Raw genomic sequence first — 17,774 nt, 5'->3', positions numbered from 1 at the left:
GCACTGTCACCTGATTTACTGCTCCAGTGTCACTGTCAGTGCCGGAATCAGCTGTTTCTTTCTGGAAACAACGCCCGGCAGTGTTGCCGTCTGCTTCAGCTCTTCATTTGCATCACCTACGTGGAACGCATCTGCCACAACCTGTGCCGCCCCCTGTCCAACACAGAGAAGTTCGGTCGTCTCCGTCAGGATATTCGTCAGCATGAAGAAGAGCATATCCAGACCTTCGTCCTCACGCGCCTTCTCCATAAACGGCAGCATACGGTTCTTCAGCTTTCCAAGCTCCTCTGCATTCAGGGAGTTGATCTGACCGACGCCGAAGTTTGTCTTTCCAGCTGAGAATTTCTTGAAATCCAGATACAGAATCTCTGCATCGCTCTTGCCCTTTAACTCGCTGCCTGCCTCAAACATCTGGTTTGCGAACTCATCCAGCTTGATGCCTGCCATCTCAGCCAGAGAAACCGCTGCCGCCCGATCCATCGGTGTGCAGGTCGGAGAACGGAACAGAAGCGTATCGGAGATGATCGCACTGCAGAGCAGACCTGCGATGGTCTTGTCGATCTCCAGCCCCTGTTCGCGGTACATCTGGAAGATGATTGTTGCCGTACAGCCGAGCGGCTGGTTACGGAAGAAGACCGGTCCGACTGTCTCCACAGTACCCAGACGATGGTGGTCAATCAGCTCCAGGATATTGGCATTCTCGATGCCGTCTACCGCCTGGCCGCGCTCATTGTGATCGACCAGAATCACGTTCTTGCCGCGCGCACCCAGTAAGTTACGGCGGGAAATCAGGCCTTTGTATTTGCCTTCTTTATCGAGTACCGGGAAATGACGGAAACGCTTGCTTGCCATCACATCCTTAATATCATCGATGAAATCATCTGTATCGAAGGTGATCAGCTTCTCAGTCTTCATGAAATAGCTGATCGGCATACTCTGGTTAATGAGACGGGCTGCCGTGTAGGTATCATACGGAGTTGTGATGACGGTACAGCCGCGCTCCTGTGCCAGTTTTTTGATCGTCATGGAAACGCCAGCGCCCTCACACACGATGATACAGCTTGCACCCATCTCGATCGCGCACAGCTGCGACTCATAGCGGTTGCCGAGGATAACCAGGTCGTTCTTTTCAATATAATATTCCATCATATCCGGATTAGCTGCCGCAATCAGGACTTTTCCTTTATCAAAGTACGCTTTCTCATCGCCAACAAAAATCGCGCCCTCCAGGGTCTCGATGATATTTGCATACTGAGTGCATGCCTTGGAAAGAATGCTGCTGTCGTATACATTCATATAAGAACGGGTAATATCGCCGACTGTGATCAGACCTTCCAGTATATTCTTATCGGTAACAGCCGGAAGTGTTACCAGACCATCCTCCTGCATCAGGTTCCATGCTTTTCTCAGGGAAATATTCTTGGAAACACCTGGAGTCTCGCGGATCTCAATATCCTTGACCTGCGTTTTGACGGATTTAATCAGTTTCGGCACATCTACCTTAAAGTAATCCAGTACGAAGGTTGTCTCCGGGTTCAGTTCTCCGGCACGGCACGGTACATATTCGCCGCCCGTCTGAAGTGTTTTGAAATTCGCATAGCCGATTGCAGAACAAATCGAATCCGTATCCGGGTTTTTATGTCCAATTACAATCGTTTTCTTTGCTTTTTCTGCTGCCATTTTTTCCTCCTGATTCGCACCGTGCGCTGCAAATTCTGCCATTTTTCTTTCTATCCTCTGTTTTGATAGAGAAACCTCTGATTCGTGAAACTTTTTTGTACAAAATCTCCAATTTTCATAATCTGTTTACACGGTGTTCATATTTTATTCATATCTTATTTTTATACTAAAAGCATAAAAGATTTCACTTTTCAAATTTGTTTTATAGTGATTTTGCACATAGATTTTTCATAATTGCCCCGGATGCTTGACCGCTCCGGGGTCTCCTCTTGTCTACAGCATATTTTCGGCATATCTGAACGCTTTTCTATCTCTATTTCCTTCAAACGTCCAGACCCTTTACCCTGCACTCTGTCACTCAAAACAAGGCGCCTAATCTAAGATCAGTCTCGCCGCCCCATAGATACCTGCGTCATTTCCCAATGTTGCCAGGCGAACCTCGCCCTTATTCTCAGAGATCGGGGTCAATTCACGGTAATAGCGGTCAATCCAATCCGTTAAAAAAGTCCCCGCCTTTGACACGCCGCCTCCGATGACAAAAATCTCCGGATCCACGGTCATCGAAATAGTCGCCAGCGCCCATCCGAGATAATAGCACACGGTGTCCATAACCTCCAGCGCCAGTGCATCCCCGGCTTTTGCCGCATCCAGCACATCTTTTGCGGTGATCGCATCACCGTAGGCACGCATCACCGACGCATCCGGCTTTGCCGCCATCTTCCGCCTCGCTTCCCTGGCGATACCGGTCGCGGACGCTACCTGTTCCAGACAGCCGTGTCCGCCGCAGTTGCAGGTTTCTTTCTCGCCCTCGCGGATATGGATATGACCGATCTCGCCGCCCAGTCCGTGGCGTCCTGCAACGATCTTCTGATCGTGTACCACGCCGCCGCCGACACCGGTTCCCAGCGTCACCATCACGATATCATGGCAGCCCTTGCCGCCGCCCTGCCACATCTCGCCGAGCGCCGCCACATTAGCATCATTACCGGAGCGGACCGGCATTCCATCTAATAACTCACTCAAAATCTTCTGCGGGTTCAGATCGCGCCATCCCAAGTTGACGCAGACCTCCACATAGCCGTCCGGCTGCACCGGACCCGGAAATCCCATACCTGCGCCGATCACGGCGTCCATCGGGATTCCCTGCTCGTTCAATTTCTTCCTGATCGAAGCGGCTACATCCGGAAGAATGTACGCCCCATTCTCTTCCTTGCGGCTCGGAACCTCCCACTTATAAACAAGCGTTCCGTCCGTCTCAAAAATACCAATCTTAACCGTCGTTCCGCCGACGTCTATCCCAATACATTTTTTTTCCATGTCTGGATCCCTTCCCTTACGGCTGCACCGGCAGCCTTTCTTCTATGCCCTCATCTTTTTTCTGCGCTGGCTCTTATTATACGCAATGCATCCCCGTTTTGCAAGGTTTGGAAAGCAAAATACACCTGCCTGCCGGAGAAAGGCGCATTTCTGCTTAAGCGGTACCGCATTCTTTTCTGCCGACAGACAGGTGCCTGTCTTTTATCTTATTTTTTTACCAAAATCAGCATTATTTCAGGCTCTTAGCCACCTCTACCACATGCTCAACGGTAAAGCCGAACTTCTTGAACAGAAGCCCTGCCGGTGCGCTGGCGCCGAAACTTTCCATCGCGATGATCTTGCCGTCTAAGCCGGTGTACTTGTCCCAGCCGAAGCTTCCAAGCGCCTCTACTGCTACACGGCGGCGTACTTCTCTCGGAAGTACGGACTCCTTGTACTCCTCGCTCTGCTCCTCGAACAGATCCATACACGGCATGGAGACAACGCGGACTTTCTGACCTTCTGCTGCCAGAGTCTCTTTTGCATGAACCGCCAGAGCTACCTCGGAACCGCTGGCAATCAGAATTAACTCCGGTGTGCCTTCGCAGTCGTCGATGATGTAGCCGCCCTTTAATGCCTCACGGCTGCTGCCTGCCATCGGCTCCAGATTCTGTCTGGTCAGCACCAGTGCGGTCGGTGTGTGCTCGGAAGTAACAGCACTGTACCAAGCTGCCTCTGTCTCGGTCGCATCGCACGGGCGGAATACATGGAAGTTCGGCATCGCACGCAGCGCTGCCATCTGCTCGATCGGCTCATGGGTCGGTCCATCCTCACCAACGCCGATACTGTCATGCGTAAATACATAGGTCAGCGGCACGCCCATCAGTGCAGACAGTCTTGCCATCGGTTTGCAGTAATCACTGAATACAAAGAAGGTCGATACATACGCACGCAGACCGCCATGCAGCATGATGCCATTTCCGATCGCTGCCATCGCAAGCTCGCGGACACCGAAGTGCAGGTTACGTCCAGCTCTGTCCTCCTTGGAGAAGTCGCCCGCATCCTTCATGTTAGTCTTGTTGGACGGTGCTAGGTCAGCAGAACCGCCAAACAGGTTCGGCAGAACATCCTTGATGTAGTTGATCAGGCGTCCGGAGATCGCACGGCTTGCTTCCGGTTTCTCCTGTTTTGCCCAGAATCCGGCGTCATCTTTCAGCGCCTCGCCCGCCTTTGCATTGTGATACTGGTTCCAGAGCGCTTCCATCTCCGGATATTCCTCGCAGTAAGCGGCAAACATCACGTTCCATGCAGCTTCTACCTCTGCCTTCTGCTCTGCGATCTCGGAGTAGTTTTTGTATACCTCTTCCGGTACGAAGAACGGCTCTTCGCTCGGCCAGTTTAAGTTCTTTCTGAGTGCTTCCACATTCTCCACGCCCAGCGGCTCGCCGTGTGCGCTCGCCTTGCCCTGTTTTGCCGGGCAGCCGAAGCCGATCTGCGTCTTGATGGTGATAAAGGACGGATGCTCGGTATCTGCCTTTGCAGCCTCGATCGCCTTGCCGATCGCGTCGATATCATTGCCGTCTTCTACAGTGATCGTCTGGAAACCAAATGCCTGCATACGCTCCTGTACATTCTCACGGAATGCGATGTCGGTGCTTCCCTCGATGGAGATGCGGTTGGAATCATAGAGAACAATCAGCTTGGAAAGTCCCAGGGTACCTGCCAGAGAGAATGCCTCAGAGGAAATGCCTTCCATCATACATCCGTCGCCGCCCAATACATAGGTGTAATGGTCAACTACCGGATAATTTTCTTTGTTGAATACGCTTTCCAGATGTGCCTCAGCCATCGCCATGCCGACTGCCATACCCATACCTGCGCCCAGCGGACCGGTCGTCGCCTCAACGCCAACGGTATGACCATATTCCGGATGTCCCGGAGTCTTGGAATCTAACTGGCGGAAGTTCATCAGATCTTCTTTGGAAAGATTTCCGTAGCCAAACAGGTGCAGCAGAGAGTACAGCAGCATGGAACCATGACCGCCGGATAAGATGAAACGGTCTCTGTTCTCCCACTTCGGGTTAGCTGGGTTATGGTTCATATGATGTGCCCACAGTTCATAAGCCGCTGCTGCACATCCCAGCGGAAGTCCCGGATGACCGGAATTTGCCTTCTGGATTGCGTCTGCGGATAAAATCCGGATCGCGTTTACGGATAATGTGTCAATCTGATTCATAAGTAACCTCCTGCTATGTATCTTAATTTTAAAAACTAAACGTGTGTTATTTGAGGCGGATCTCGCGCATCCGGTCGCCGCCGCTGATAATCAATGAATTGAACGCGCGGCCGCGTGTTACCTGCGCCACAGAGAAATCAAACTCCCCGGCAAACCGCTCCTTGCCGGACAGACTGTAGACCCGACAGGAATTTTCGTTATTTAGGATGACGAAATCGCCCTGTATATTTATGTTACGCCACGAATACGAGAAATCTGCCGTACCCATAGCGGTTCCATCGGATTTAAACATGCTCAAACGGCTCTCACTTCCGCCCTCGGTGTTGTCCGAGATGACCGCCACATAGTCCTTCGACCATGCCACGCCGCGGACTTCCCCGTCGATCTCCGCCTGGCGCACCAGCGCCGGGCTTGTTACATTTTCCAAAGAGAAAAATGCCACCTGATCATCCGCAAATGCACACGCGTGATCCTCGTCGAGAAACCGGACGCGCGGACAGATGCTGTCTCCCAGCTCATCAAAACCTCCGACCAGACGGTCTGGATAATTCTTTCCATATTCGGAGAAATTGTAAAATACAATCCGGTTTTTGAGTGCCCCGTCCTGCAGATACAGGTCGGAAAGCATGACCTGCGTACCATCCGGCGATAAGGAAACGTCCATCAGGTAACCATTTCCCGACATAACCGTCTTGATCGCCCAGTCAAGCTCGCTGCCGTCTTTCTTGAAAAAGGTCACATACGAAGCATTGCTGTCCTCCACCAGCGCCGCCACGATGCCGTATGCCGATACGCTGACGCGCAGGATCGGCAGAAGCGTCGTCGCCTGTCCCTGGCTTCCGGTCTTGTCCACAATATAAATATCATTGCCCTGCTGGTCCCCGATCACGGCATAATCGCCGTTGACATAGCAGATCGGTGATTTCAGCTCATAACTCATCGACCAGACTGCCTTGCCGGACTTGTCCAGATAGGAAGCTCCGTCCTTCGTGTATTTCAGGACATTTTCCCCAAACGGGACAAATTCCGTCGTGCTGCTCTCACTCGCCGCAATCTCTTTTTCCCACGCCACCGTATAGTCCGTGTAGGCATGGTTATCTTTATAATACATAAAACCAACCGCCAAAAGCGCCGCGATTAACACCGCCGTCAGCACCCTGCGGAGACGTTTCCGTCTGGAATGGCGCTCGGCTTTCTCCGCCACCTCTTCCTCATTTTCCCCGTGGCTTATGCCCCGGCGGGGAAACATGTCCTGCGTGGCGGTGTCGATCACACGCCCTCTCAGCTGCTTTTTCTTCTGTTCCCGTTCAATCGGGTTCATCTCACTCATTTTTTTATCTCCTGTAGCTGGACTGCCATCTTGATTATACACTATTTTAGATGGTTTGGCATTATCTTTTTGCTATTCTCCGGACACATCCGGCAGCACCAGCGTCTGCCCTGCGATAATGCGGTTTTCATCGGTCAGATGGTTGACTGCAAGGATATCGTCCAGATGACGGATATTGCCATAAAGCTTAAAACAGATCCCATAGAGCGTCTCCCCATCCCCGACCGTGTACGTGCCGCCGGGCTTCAAGTTTGTGACCGGATAGTCCTGTCCCGCCGTCGAATTGCCGCCCGGATTCGGCAGGTCGCGCTGTGCCTCCGGCTCCGGCAAAATGTACGGGGCTTTCGTCTCCGCCATTTTTCCGTCCTCTTCGCTCTGCCCGCCGGAAGCCTGTCCATTCTGTCTGCCTGCTATGGCAGTGCCCTCTGTATCTCCATCCGCCGCGCTCTCAAGTGTCCATTTATGCGCCTGTCCTCCGTTTTCCGCTGTTGTTCCGTCTGCATCCACATCGCTGCTCTCAAGCGGCGTCACACTGCCGCGGAGCTGTTCCACCGTGACCGCCTCTTTCCCGTCCGCAGTGCCCCGCACACCATCCGGGAGGACGGATACCAGCACACTCTCCATCTCGCGCATTTTCTGGTAATTGCCGAAAAGCACCACGCCGCCGGCAAGCACCGCGACCGAAAGCACGCCGCACAGCGTCCCCAGCGCCCGGATCGTCCCGTAACGCGACGCCGCCTCCTGCTGCCGCTCTTCCATCCGGTTACGGAAATCGCGGATCACCCGATCGCCGGTGCCTGTCTCCACCCGGCGGGCGTCCTTCCGCAGAATCATATAGTCCTGCATCATCTGGTTTTTCTCGTAGTATATATGATATCCTTTCAAACGGTAAAACCCGTCCTCCGACATCACATAGTATGCCGCCTCACCGTCCACACCGCTGTTTATGTACATGAGCTGGTTTTTCCCACCGAAATACTGCTTGTGCAGCCGCCAGTAGGTCAGGGGACTTAACATACACCCCGGCGCGCCGCAGATAAACCACCCCTGCACGGTCTTTTTCGGAAATGTCTCCTCCATCCGCTGGTATGCCTTTTTCCATGCCGCCTCCGAAAAGACAATCTTCTCCCCGGACGGCACAACCTCCTCCATCTCCAGCGCCCCGTCCACAAAGAGGCACGGAACCTCCTGCTGTGGATCCGAATTTCCGAGCAGCAGCCCGACCCGGAGTCCCGGTCCGCCGGATGGATATACCTGTTTCAAATACGTGTTTACATAATCCTCCACATACAACCGGACCACCTCATCCCGCTCGCCGATCTGCCGGATATTTTTCGGCAGTTCTGCGCGGGAACCAGAATATTCTCCCATATGTTCACCCCGCTATGATAGATTCTCCTGAAACCGGGTCTGTACTTGCTTCCATGATTTGATTGCTGCACCGCGCAGCATTTTCAGTGCTGAAAATACCTGCACAAATACAGTAACATGATTTTCCGTAATTTCAGGAGTATGATGAATTTCTTTCCGCCTATCATAACGCCGATTGCATGCAAAATTTGTCAAACGGAGGCAGCATCCAGGCAAAAATTTTCGACAAGCCCGATCCCCGCGCTGATGCAGTCTGCCAGCTGCATGACGAGTGCCAGGCGGATACTCTGCAGCATCATCGGATCGTAATGGCTGCAGCCCGCCACGATCCCGGTGATAAAGAGATCTCCGACCGCGTGAAGCTCCTTGCAGACGCCAAGCCCCGGCTTTAAAGCCCCGCGCCCTAACGTGACATAGCCGATATGGTTTTCATCACCAACCGAGGCATCGACCGCCACCACCAGCGCATCCGGGTAGCCATTTTTTAAAACCTGCACGTAATGTTCCAGGTTCATCGCGTGCACGGGGCGATCAAGTGTTCCGAATACCAGCGTACCGCGCCGCCGTTCCTGTTTGAGTTTATATCCGATCAACGGTCCCAGACTGTCTCCGGTCGAGCGATCCGTGCCGATGCAGAGGAAAACCAGTTTCTTTTTATGCCTTCGGGTCATTTCTTCCTGAATCAGCCCACTTAACTGCCCTGCCAGCTCTCCCACCGCGTCCCGGCGGGCTGAATTGTAATAATATATCTCCGGACTGCCACCGAAGCGGCTGCGTCCCCGTCTGTTCATCTCCCACACCGTCCTGTTTTCTCCCTGCCTGTTGGACAGGGGTTGTTTTACCTTTATTATAGGCGGGGTGGCAGGAAATTATGCGAAAATTGAAGGATATATACACGGACGAAAAAAGATGTGACAGAAGGCAGCTTTACAGCGCCCGGTGTCACATCTTTTTTCTGGTTGTTCCTATATCTAATTATTTATTTTTATGAAATAATTTCCACAGTTTACTTTCCGCCGCGTTCGCGGTACTCTGCAATGACCTCGCTTAAATTAACGGCTGTGCTGTTATCCAGAATATGTTTTAGCGCGTCCAACTTTTCTGGATTCAGAAATTCCTTGCCTAAGTAGCACTCGTAGGTATCTGTGATAAAGATTCTCTTTTCCTTGATTACCGTCTCGGTATAGTGCAGGCGGCTCTCGACCTCCTGATGGCCTTCTTTGAGTTGTTCGAGCTTTGCACGGCTGTTGCTGGTGATCTCATCGGTCAGGATGGTTTTTGTCACATTTTCGAAGGTGTTTAATGCGTCCTTTTTCTTCTTCGCCGTCTCCTCCAGATCCTGCTCCATCTGGGAGATCTCATCGTCGTATTTTTCCAGATCGTAGAGCGCTTCACTGCGATCCCGGCGGATCGAGGAGGTGATCACCGCGATCTTGCGGTTGTTCGCCGCGATCAGACTGCGGATCGAACGTCCTTCCTGCAGCGCCGCCAGATGGCGATCCTTCGTCCAGTTTCCAATCAGGATATACAGTCCGCCAAAAACAACCACATCCACGCCGTAGATCATCGCCAGGTATAAAGTCTTCTGTTCTGGAAGCAGCTTGTAGATGCCGCACGGGATCAACAGGAAACAGATCGCAAAGGTAATCAACACCGTCAGAAATTCTTTGAATCCCCTCGGGAAATACAGCGCATAGTACAGTGGGCTTTTGCAGACAAATGGAACACGATCCGACTGGAACAGCGTCCGCATCCGCACGGAAAGCTCTCGGTTGTGCGCGTGAAGCTCCTGCGTTTCTTCCTTAATCCGCTCCTTGATGCCCTGGTTTTTCGCCTTTTCGCGGCGTGTCCGCGTGCGTTTCAGCTTATCCTGCAGCTTCCCAAGCTCATCGTCATAGCTTTTTTCAATCTCATCCCGGCGCCTTTTCACGGTCGAATTCACGGCATCCGCCACCGCTTTCCGCTCCGTCTCCAGCACGCGCAGACGCTTTTTCTCTTCCTGAGCAAGCGTCTCCTCCTGTTTTTCAAACTCCGCCAGCTCCACCACTGCCTGTCTGGCGTCTTCCAGAAATGTTTTCACATCCGTTATCGCCTGTGCCATCTCGCCCCTCCCGGTCTTTGTCTTTTTGTAACGGCTGCCTGCCCTTTATTCTTCCAGCACCTGTATCTCCAGATAATCGAAATCGATGCTCTCGATAAAGTTGTCCTGGGTAAAACGCGCCTTATCGTGACGTTTGAACTCCTCGATCGTCTTATCCAGCCAGACCGGATGCCCCAGATCAAAGGCATAGCAAATCTGGTCGATCGCGTCAAACACCATCGCCGTTCTTGACATTGTATAATCACCGTTGCTGATCACAATATCCCTAAGCATCCGGTTTTCCTTCATCATTTTTCCCCAAAGACGAAACATCCTGCCGTTCCTTTCCCGCTGTCAAATTTCATTTTTACCGTGTCCGGATGTTCTCTCCGGACATCTTTTCTCACAATCTTATGTCCAGTATATCAGCTTTTTTAAGAGTTGACAAGGCGGGGCTTTTCGGCAAAATTCACTGCCACTGTGTCATCGTGCAGCACTTCCCATTTTCAAAAGAAACTGCAGATCTTCCTCAATCCCCCGCACATTTCCAGAAACGTCCATCGCATACTCCATGACCCACTCGGCATCCGGCGTCGCCTGCTTTGCCAGTTTTAAAAAGCAGTCAAAATCAAGTGTTCCCTCATGAATCCTCTGATGGCTGTCGTGGACACCGTCGTTGTTGTGGAGATGGTACGCCACAATCTGGTCCGCCAGCGCGTTTACGACCCGCTTAAGCGACCAGCCGTTCGCCCAGGCGTGCCCGATGTCGATGAGCACCGCATACTGTTCCCGGCGGCACAGATCGATAAATTCCTGCTCATCGAAGAGACGGTTTCCGCGCTCCAGAACTCCGGCATTCTCCACGACCACCTGGGTTCCCGCCTCCTCACACAGCTGTTTCACGGTGTAATAATTTTCACAGGAAACACGGACGCGGTCTTCCTTCTCGCCCGGTATGATGCGGCAGTTGTTGTGATGATAAACGAGATATTTGCTTGAAAGCTCTTTCGCATACGAAAGCGTCTTTTCAAGCAGCTCCATCGTGCGCGCATACTCTACAGTCCCCTCCGCTGCCGAATGCTCTGCCTGATAATATGGACCATGGAAGCTGACCGGGACTTCCTTTAAGAGCGGCATGGCGTCCCGCAGGTTCTTCTCAAAGCATTCCTCATGAAACATCGGAAACACCTCGACTCCCACCTGTCCAGGAAACCGTTTGAGATATGGAAGAACCTGACCGAACTCGCTGCCTTTATACATATTAGTGCTGATAAGAATTTTTCTCATGATTGCATGTCTCCTCTTCAAAATATACGTTCATAATCTTGTTTTGAAAACACTTTTTTCGCTCTATTATCTCTATTCTTACTGGGCGATCGCCTTTTCCAATTTCGGCACCGCCAGCTTTTCCTGTGCGCGGATCACCATCTCCGGGTAACCGAGCGATTTCTCCGTCCCGCGGTCAAACAGATGCAGCTTTTCCGTCTCCACATGGATGTATACCTTCTCACCCGGCTGTGGAATCTCGCCCTCGCGGATGGCAATCAGCTCGTTCTTGTCTCCCTCGACCTGAATATAAACACCGTACCGGTTTCCGTAATCCTCCACGTAACGGACCATGCCCTCGATCGACCGCTCCTGCGGGGTGCGGCTCATCATCACGTGTTCCGGGCGGACACCGGCGTACAGCAGTCCCGACGGGCACTGCGCGGCGATCCGCTGCCAGATACCCGGAAGTTCTACCTTCTGTTTCCCGATGACAAGCGCCCCGTTATGATATTCCGCCTCCACGATATTCATGGACGGCGAACCGATAAACTTCGCACAGAACACGCTTGCCGGACGATTGTACACGTGTGACGGGGTATCGAGCATTTCCATCTTGCCCCGGTACATGAGCGCGATCCGATCGCCAACCGTCATCGCCTCGATCTGGTCGTGCGTAACGTAGACTAACGTCGGGTGGTACATTTCATGGATTTTTACCAGTTCTTTTCTCGCACGCATCCTAAGCTGTGCATCCAGGTTTGACAGCGGCTCGTCCAGAAGGAAATAGTCGGCGCGCTTTACCACGGCTCTCGCCAATGCCACTCTCTGGCGCTGTCCGCCGGAAAGCTCCTTCGGCTTCCGATCCTCCAGCCCTTCCAGTTCCAGCATTTTGAGGACTTCTTTTAAGCGCGCATCGATCTCGTTCTCATCCATCTTGTGCGCTTTTAAACCATATATGATATTATTCTTGACGCTCATATGCGGAAACAGCGCATAGTTTTGAAACACCATCGAGACACCGCGCTCGCCGCACGGCACATCATTTACCACCTGGTCGCGCATCCACAGGTTTCCGGCGGTCACATTTTCCAGTCCCGCAATCATGCGAAGTGTCGTCGATTTTCCACAGCCGGACGGACCTAATAAAATCAGGCGTTCGCCCTCCTTTACCTCCATGCAGAGGTCCTCCACGACCACATTTTTGCCATACGCTTTTTTAACATTTTCAAATACAATATTTTTCATTGAATTAATCTATCCCTTTCTTATGTCCAGCGCAATCTCCCGTTATCCCTTCAATCCAGACGCCGCAAATGTATTGATGATATAGCGCTGGAAAATGATATACAGTACCAGCGGAATCAGCATCGTGAGCACCGACACCGCCATCGCGATCGTAAATTCCGTACCGCCCTCGGCGCTGATGTACATCTGCAATGCCAGCGACAGCGTATAATTTTCCTTGGATTTTAAGATCAGCACCGGCCACACATATTCATTCCACGAATTGATAAAGAAAATGATGCCGGTGGAAATGATGGACGGACGCACCAGCGGAATCACAATGTCGCGCATGATTTTCATGTGCCGGATATTTTCCATCCGTGCCGCCTCAATGAGTGCCAGCGGGATTCCACGCATTGCCTGGCGCAGCAGGAAAATTCCCAGCACATCCGCCAGCTGCGGCAGTGCGACGCCCCAGATACGATCGCGCAGACCGATTTTAGAGATCAGAAGATAATTTGGAATCATCGTGACCGTAAACGGGATGAACAGCGTACTTAACATAATAAAATACAAAAATCCTTTTCCCTTAAACCGGAAATAGACGAACGCATACGCCGCCAGAAGTCCCGTAATTGTCTTAAAAATCGTGACCGTCGATGCGATCAGAAACGTATTCAGCGTGATTTTCACAAACGGCAGTTTGTCAAATACATGCCGGTAATTTTCCAGCGTCGGATGCAGCGGAATCACCTGAAAAACCGTGTTGAACGCCTCCTGCATCGTCTTGAAAGAGTTGGAAATTGCAAATACGATCGGCATCAGAAGGAGGAAAACGACCACCACCAGAAACAGATGCCAGCCGATCTGTCTGTCTTTAGTTTTCATAGTAAACCCCCTTTTCTACAAACCGGAATTCCAGCACCAAAAGAATGATAAAGAGTGCCATCGTCATGACCGATACCGCCGAGGAAGTTCCTGTTTTATAGAGTGTAAACGCCTCATGGTACGACATATAAATCAGGTTCGAACTGGCATAGTTCGGTCCTCCCTGTGTGACGACCTTGATCGGCGTGAACACATACTGGAGTCCCTGCACGATCGTCGTAATAAACACATAGATTCCAGTTGCAGAACTCATCGGCACGACGATATCCTTAAAAATCTTCCACATCGGCACATTTTCCAGACGCGCCGCCTCGATGACCTCCATTGAGACACCGGAGACACCCGCCAGAATGTTGATGAAATTGTAGCCAAACGTCTTCCAGGTCGTGATAATGCAGAGTACCGCGATGACCCAGCCCTCCGTTTTCGACCAAAACGGCAGTTTCAGCCCAAACCAGCCTGCCACAATCGCGACTGGACCCGAAATCGGATTCAGAATCCATGTATACAGAATCGAGCCGACGACCAGCGAAATCACACTCGGCAGGAAAAAGACCGCCTTGTAAAAACTCTGTCCCTTTTTGATGACGCACGAAAGAATGAATGATAAAATGTACGGCATCACAAAGTTAAACACCAGAAGAATCACGATGTACCAGAATGTATTGCCAAAGATTTTCCATGTATTCGGATCCTTCAAAACGGAAATATAATTCCCCAGTCCCACAAACTTCTTGACCGGCTTTACCATGTTCCACTCAAAAAAGCTCAAATACAGCGTGTAAAAAAGCGGATAAAACATAAATACCGCAAACATGACGAGCGACGGCAGCAAAAAAACATATCCAAGCGCTGCCTGTTTTTTGTCCTCCCGATTCAAACTATTTCCTCCATTCTAATGTACGCTCGGAATCTTTCGGCGCCTGCCCAGCCACAACAGCAGGTGTTGGAAAGACCCTGAGCCTGCATTTTATGAAGGGGCTGCCGCCAAACAGCTCTTTTGCGCTCCGGCCGCTTCCTGCGTCTTATCTGCACGCAGTCCATTCTGCCAAAACACGTTCTGCTATTCCGCAACAACCCCATTCTCATTTCTGTCCTAAATTTTGTAATGATTTTCCTGCCACCCGAAAGCTGTTCCAAGCGTCAGGCTGCCTGTCCCTACTGTGCATCCAGCAGCTGGTTGATCGCATCCTGTGTGCTCGTCATACCATCTTTCGCAGATACCTGACCGCCCAGAATCTGGTCTCTCATATCCAGAAGAAGCTGCTCTGCCTCAAGGCCTGCATCGCCCGGAAATGCGGTCCATGATACAACGCCGTCCATCTGCTCAATCGCTGCATTCATCATTGTGTTCTCAGCCAGAAAATCTTTCAATCCATTTTCTGCCTCTGCCACATCTTTTCTCGGCGGTACATAACCGGTTCCCTCGGTCCATGCTGCCATTGATTCTACGCTGTAAAGATACTTCTCAAACTCCCATGCCGCCTGAATCTGCTCATCGCTCTGCGCGGTGATGGCTAAGAAACAGCCTCCTGCCGGAACCTTGCGCTCCTTGTCGTTCCACAGCGGGGATTTCACGGTTGCTACGTCAAACTGTGCCCCCTTCTGTACGGAAGCGCGTCTCGCAATGGTGGTGTAAAGCATCGCGCAGTTGCCGTCGATAAAGCTCTGGCAGCCCTCTTCCCATGAAACATGAAGGGCAGAACCATCTTTTACCATATCCTGCATCATCTGCATTGCCGCAATGCCGTCCTCAGTTGCAAAGCTTGCTTTTTTCTTGCCGGATGCATCCGCAATCAACATATCCGCTCCTGCGCTCTCAACCAATGCCTGCTGCGCCCAGAAGTCTGCCGGTTCCTGCATATAGAAACCATATTTTCCTGTCTTCTCTTTGACTGTCTCGGCAAATTCCTGTACTTCCTGCCAGGTCTCCGGTCCATCTTCGGAAAGGCCCGCTTCTTTTAAGAGATCTTTATTAATGTAGAGAACCGGGCTGCTTAAGGAGTACGGGATTCCGACCTGCTCGCCGTTGCTGTTGACCGCCAGGTCTAAGACATTTGGAAGGAAATTGTCGGTTAAGAAATTTGCATCCTCGCTGTCGAATTTATCAATCGCATCCTGCGGCGCCACATAGTCAAAGTTATTGGAGAAATAATCCAGAAATGCCCAGCCAATCTGAACAAGCGCCGGTGTATTTCCGGTCGCCGCTTCCGCCTGCAGATTCTGCATCAGACCTTTGTACATATCCGGATTGTATTTCGCTACTACCTCGATGTGATCATTTTCCTCATTAAATTTCTTTACCAGATCGTCTACGACCAGACCTCCCTGGGTTTCTGCGTTACAGTGCCAGTATTCAATCACCGTTTTATCGCCGGATGCCGTCTTCTCTGCCCCGCTCTCTCCGGACGCGCTCTGTGTGTCGCTGCTTCCTGTCGCCGAGCTGGATGCTTGGCTGCATCCTGCCATCAATGTCATCGTGCCTGCCATCGCAAGCGCCATCAGACGTCTCATACTTACCTTCATTCGTTCTCCTCCTGCTGCGGTGTCCCATCTCCCAGTCTGTCTTACCTTGGAACCAGCCATCTATGTCAAAATCGTGATCGGGAGTCCTTTGCCGCGCTTCTCTTCTGTCAAATCACTTGTGCTGTGTCCAGATTCTATCTTAAAGATGGTTTGTAAAATGCAGGAGGTGATTTATGTAAAAATTATCTATAATTTTTGAAAATTGTTTTTTCGAGGTTCTGCGGCATAAAAGAATGTGCCTTTTTGTGTAATGGGGAATTCCAAGGAATTTCCTATTACACAAAAAAACGCCTCTATCAGTTTTTGCTGATAAAAGCGTTTTTTATTCTATGTTCCGTTTTCTATGTTTATATCCGGGCTGCAGTTTCCTTCATGGAACATGCCGGAGAGAATGCCGCAGAACGCATACTTTTTTATATGTCCGCCCCCTACAGTCTCTTAAGCAGCGCCTCTCTCGCTTCCTCATAGCCCGGTTTGCCAAGCAGTGCAAACATATTTTTCTTATAGCTCTCTACGCCCGGCTGGTTGAATGGATTGACACCCAGAAGGTATCCGCTGACGCCGCAGGCAAATTCAAAGAAATAGAAGAGCTGTCCCAAGCTGTATGCATCCATCGCCGGGATCGTCACTTTCAGGTTCGGCACACTGCCGTCGGTATGTGCCAGAATCGTGCCGTTCATCGCACTCTTGTTGACGAAATCCACGCTCTTGCCAGCCAGATAGTTCATACCGTCCGTGTCAACATCTTCTTTCTTCAAAATGATCTCCGCCGGAGATTCAGCCACTTCCAGAACTGTCTCAAACATGATTCTCGCGCCATCCTGGATGAACTGACCCATCGAATGAAGATCGGTCGTTAAATCAACCGCTGCCGGGAAAATACCTTTCTGATCCTTGCCCTCGCTCTCGCCGTAGAGCTGTTTCCACCACTCCGATACATAGTGCAGGCTCGGCTCATAGTTTGCCACAATCTCGACCTGTTTGCCCTTCCGGAGCAGAATGTTGCGGACCGCCGCATATAACAGAGCAGAATTCTTCTCAAACGGAGTCTCCAGTGCATTCTTTCTCGCGTCTGCCGCGCCCTGCATCAACGCATCTATATCCGCGCCGCTGACCGCGATCGGAAGCAGACCGACTGCCGTCAGGACGGAGAAACGACCGCCAACATCATCCGGAACCACGAAGGACTCGTAGCCCTCTTCATTTGCCAGATTCTTGAGTGCGCCCCGCGCCCGGTCTGTCGTCGCGTAGATTCGCTTGTTTGCCTCTTCTTTACCATATTTCTCAATCAGCATCTCCTTAAATACACGGAATGCGATCGCCGGCTCCGTTGTCGTACCGGACTTGGAAATAATATTGATAGAGAAATCTTTTCCATCGACCAAATCCATCAGATCATGGATGTATTTGCTGCTAATGCTGTTGCCAACAAAGTAAATCTCCGGTGTTTTTCTTTTTTCTTTCGGAAGATTATTGTAAAAACTATGGGACAGGAACTCGATCGCCGCTCTTGCGCCCAGATACGAACCGCCGATACCGATTACCAGCAGGACATCGGAATCCTTCTGAATCTTCTCCGCAGCTTTTTTGATGCGTCCGAACTCTTCCTTATCATAGTCCACCGGAAGGTCGATCCATCCAAGAAAATCATTGCCCGCGCCGGTCTTTTCTACCAGCGTCTCTCTTGCCGCCTGCACGCCCGCCTTGATACCGGCGATCTCTTCCTCATGAATAAATGCAGCTGCTTTTGAATAATCAAAGATCACATCTTTTCCCATACGTTTTCTCTCCTTTGCATTTCAGCCGTCCGCAGGCGGCGTGATTACTTTGTCAAAAACTTAACTTATCCTTATTATAGCAATCTGGACACCCAT

Annotated in this window: 14 protein-coding genes; all 14 read right to left on the bottom strand. The window is 51.2% G+C overall.

Annotated elements, in window-relative coordinates; all coding sequences use genetic code 11:
- Positions 1-15: 15 nt before the first annotated feature.
- The 14 genes from DXD12_RS11895 to DXD12_RS11830 all read right to left on the bottom strand — a co-directional run bounded on the left by DXD12_RS11895 (position 16) and on the right by DXD12_RS11830 (position 17,678).
- The gene (locus DXD12_RS11895; protein WP_107001786.1) at positions 16-1,680 is read right to left on the bottom strand and encodes a putative manganese-dependent inorganic diphosphatase; all 1,665 of its coding nucleotides are present in this window, start codon (positions 1,678-1,680) and stop codon (positions 16-18) included.
- Positions 1,681-2,052: 372 nt separating this feature from the next.
- The gene (locus DXD12_RS11890; RefSeq protein WP_107001744.1) at positions 2,053-2,997 is read right to left on the bottom strand and encodes an ROK family glucokinase; all 945 of its coding nucleotides are present in this window, start codon (positions 2,995-2,997) and stop codon (positions 2,053-2,055) included.
- Positions 2,998-3,226: 229 nt separating this feature from the next.
- A complete protein-coding gene (gene tkt, locus DXD12_RS11885) occupies positions 3,227-5,212 on the bottom strand; it encodes a transketolase (protein WP_022360014.1) in 1,986 nt (661 codons plus the stop codon).
- A 46-nt stretch (positions 5,213-5,258) separates the two neighbouring features.
- Positions 5,259-6,542 carry a DUF5711 family protein gene (locus tag DXD12_RS11880; RefSeq protein WP_118638415.1) on the bottom strand — a complete coding sequence of 428 codons (1,284 nt, stop codon included), beginning with the start codon at positions 6,540-6,542 and terminating at the stop codon, positions 5,259-5,261.
- 72 nt (positions 6,543-6,614) lie between these two features.
- Positions 6,615-7,913 carry a LysM peptidoglycan-binding domain-containing protein gene (locus tag DXD12_RS11875; protein ID WP_117796612.1) on the bottom strand — a complete coding sequence of 433 codons (1,299 nt, stop codon included), beginning with the start codon at positions 7,911-7,913 and terminating at the stop codon, positions 6,615-6,617.
- A gap of 191 nt (positions 7,914-8,104) precedes the next feature.
- Positions 8,105-8,704: a spore protease YyaC gene (yyaC, locus tag DXD12_RS11870; RefSeq protein WP_117796679.1), complete on the bottom strand. Its 600-nt coding sequence runs from the start codon at positions 8,702-8,704 to the stop codon at positions 8,105-8,107.
- 215 nt (positions 8,705-8,919) lie between these two features.
- The gene (locus DXD12_RS11865; RefSeq protein ID WP_118638414.1) at positions 8,920-10,014 is read right to left on the bottom strand and encodes a hypothetical protein; all 1,095 of its coding nucleotides are present in this window, start codon (positions 10,012-10,014) and stop codon (positions 8,920-8,922) included.
- 45 nt (positions 10,015-10,059) lie between these two features.
- Entirely contained in the window at positions 10,060-10,326 is a 267-nt protein-coding gene (locus tag DXD12_RS11860; protein ID WP_107001749.1) for a hypothetical protein, read from the bottom strand.
- 150 nt (positions 10,327-10,476) lie between these two features.
- On the bottom strand, positions 10,477-11,280 hold the full coding sequence (locus DXD12_RS11855) for a sugar phosphate isomerase/epimerase (RefSeq protein ID WP_227589700.1): 804 nt from the start codon (positions 11,278-11,280) through the stop codon (positions 10,477-10,479).
- Positions 11,281-11,358: 78 nt separating this feature from the next.
- Positions 11,359-12,507, bottom strand: coding sequence for an ABC transporter ATP-binding protein (locus DXD12_RS11850; protein WP_117796609.1), 1,149 nt, complete (start codon positions 12,505-12,507; stop codon positions 11,359-11,361).
- Between the two features lie 42 nt (positions 12,508-12,549).
- Positions 12,550-13,374 carry a carbohydrate ABC transporter permease gene (locus tag DXD12_RS11845; RefSeq protein ID WP_022360021.1) on the bottom strand — a complete coding sequence of 275 codons (825 nt, stop codon included), beginning with the start codon at positions 13,372-13,374 and terminating at the stop codon, positions 12,550-12,552.
- A complete protein-coding gene (locus DXD12_RS11840) occupies positions 13,364-14,254 on the bottom strand; it encodes a sugar ABC transporter permease (protein ID WP_022360022.1) in 891 nt (296 codons plus the stop codon). Before DXD12_RS11840 ends, DXD12_RS11845 begins: the two co-directional genes overlap by 11 nt.
- Before the next feature lie 278 nt (positions 14,255-14,532).
- Complete coding sequence (locus DXD12_RS11835) at positions 14,533-15,900, bottom strand: ABC transporter substrate-binding protein (RefSeq protein ID WP_118638413.1); 1,368 nt, start codon at positions 15,898-15,900, stop codon at positions 14,533-14,535.
- Positions 15,901-16,328: 428 nt separating this feature from the next.
- On the bottom strand, positions 16,329-17,678 hold the full coding sequence (locus tag DXD12_RS11830; protein WP_107001753.1) for a glucose-6-phosphate isomerase: 1,350 nt from the start codon (positions 17,676-17,678) through the stop codon (positions 16,329-16,331).
- Positions 17,679-17,774: the final 96 nt, after the last annotated feature.

The organism is Clostridium sp. TF11-13AC (genome assembly GCF_003481065.1).
Taxonomy (GTDB): Bacteria; Bacillota; Clostridia; order Lachnospirales; family Lachnospiraceae; genus Otoolea; species Otoolea fessa.
This window is presented reverse-complemented; position numbering and strand designations above follow the sequence as displayed.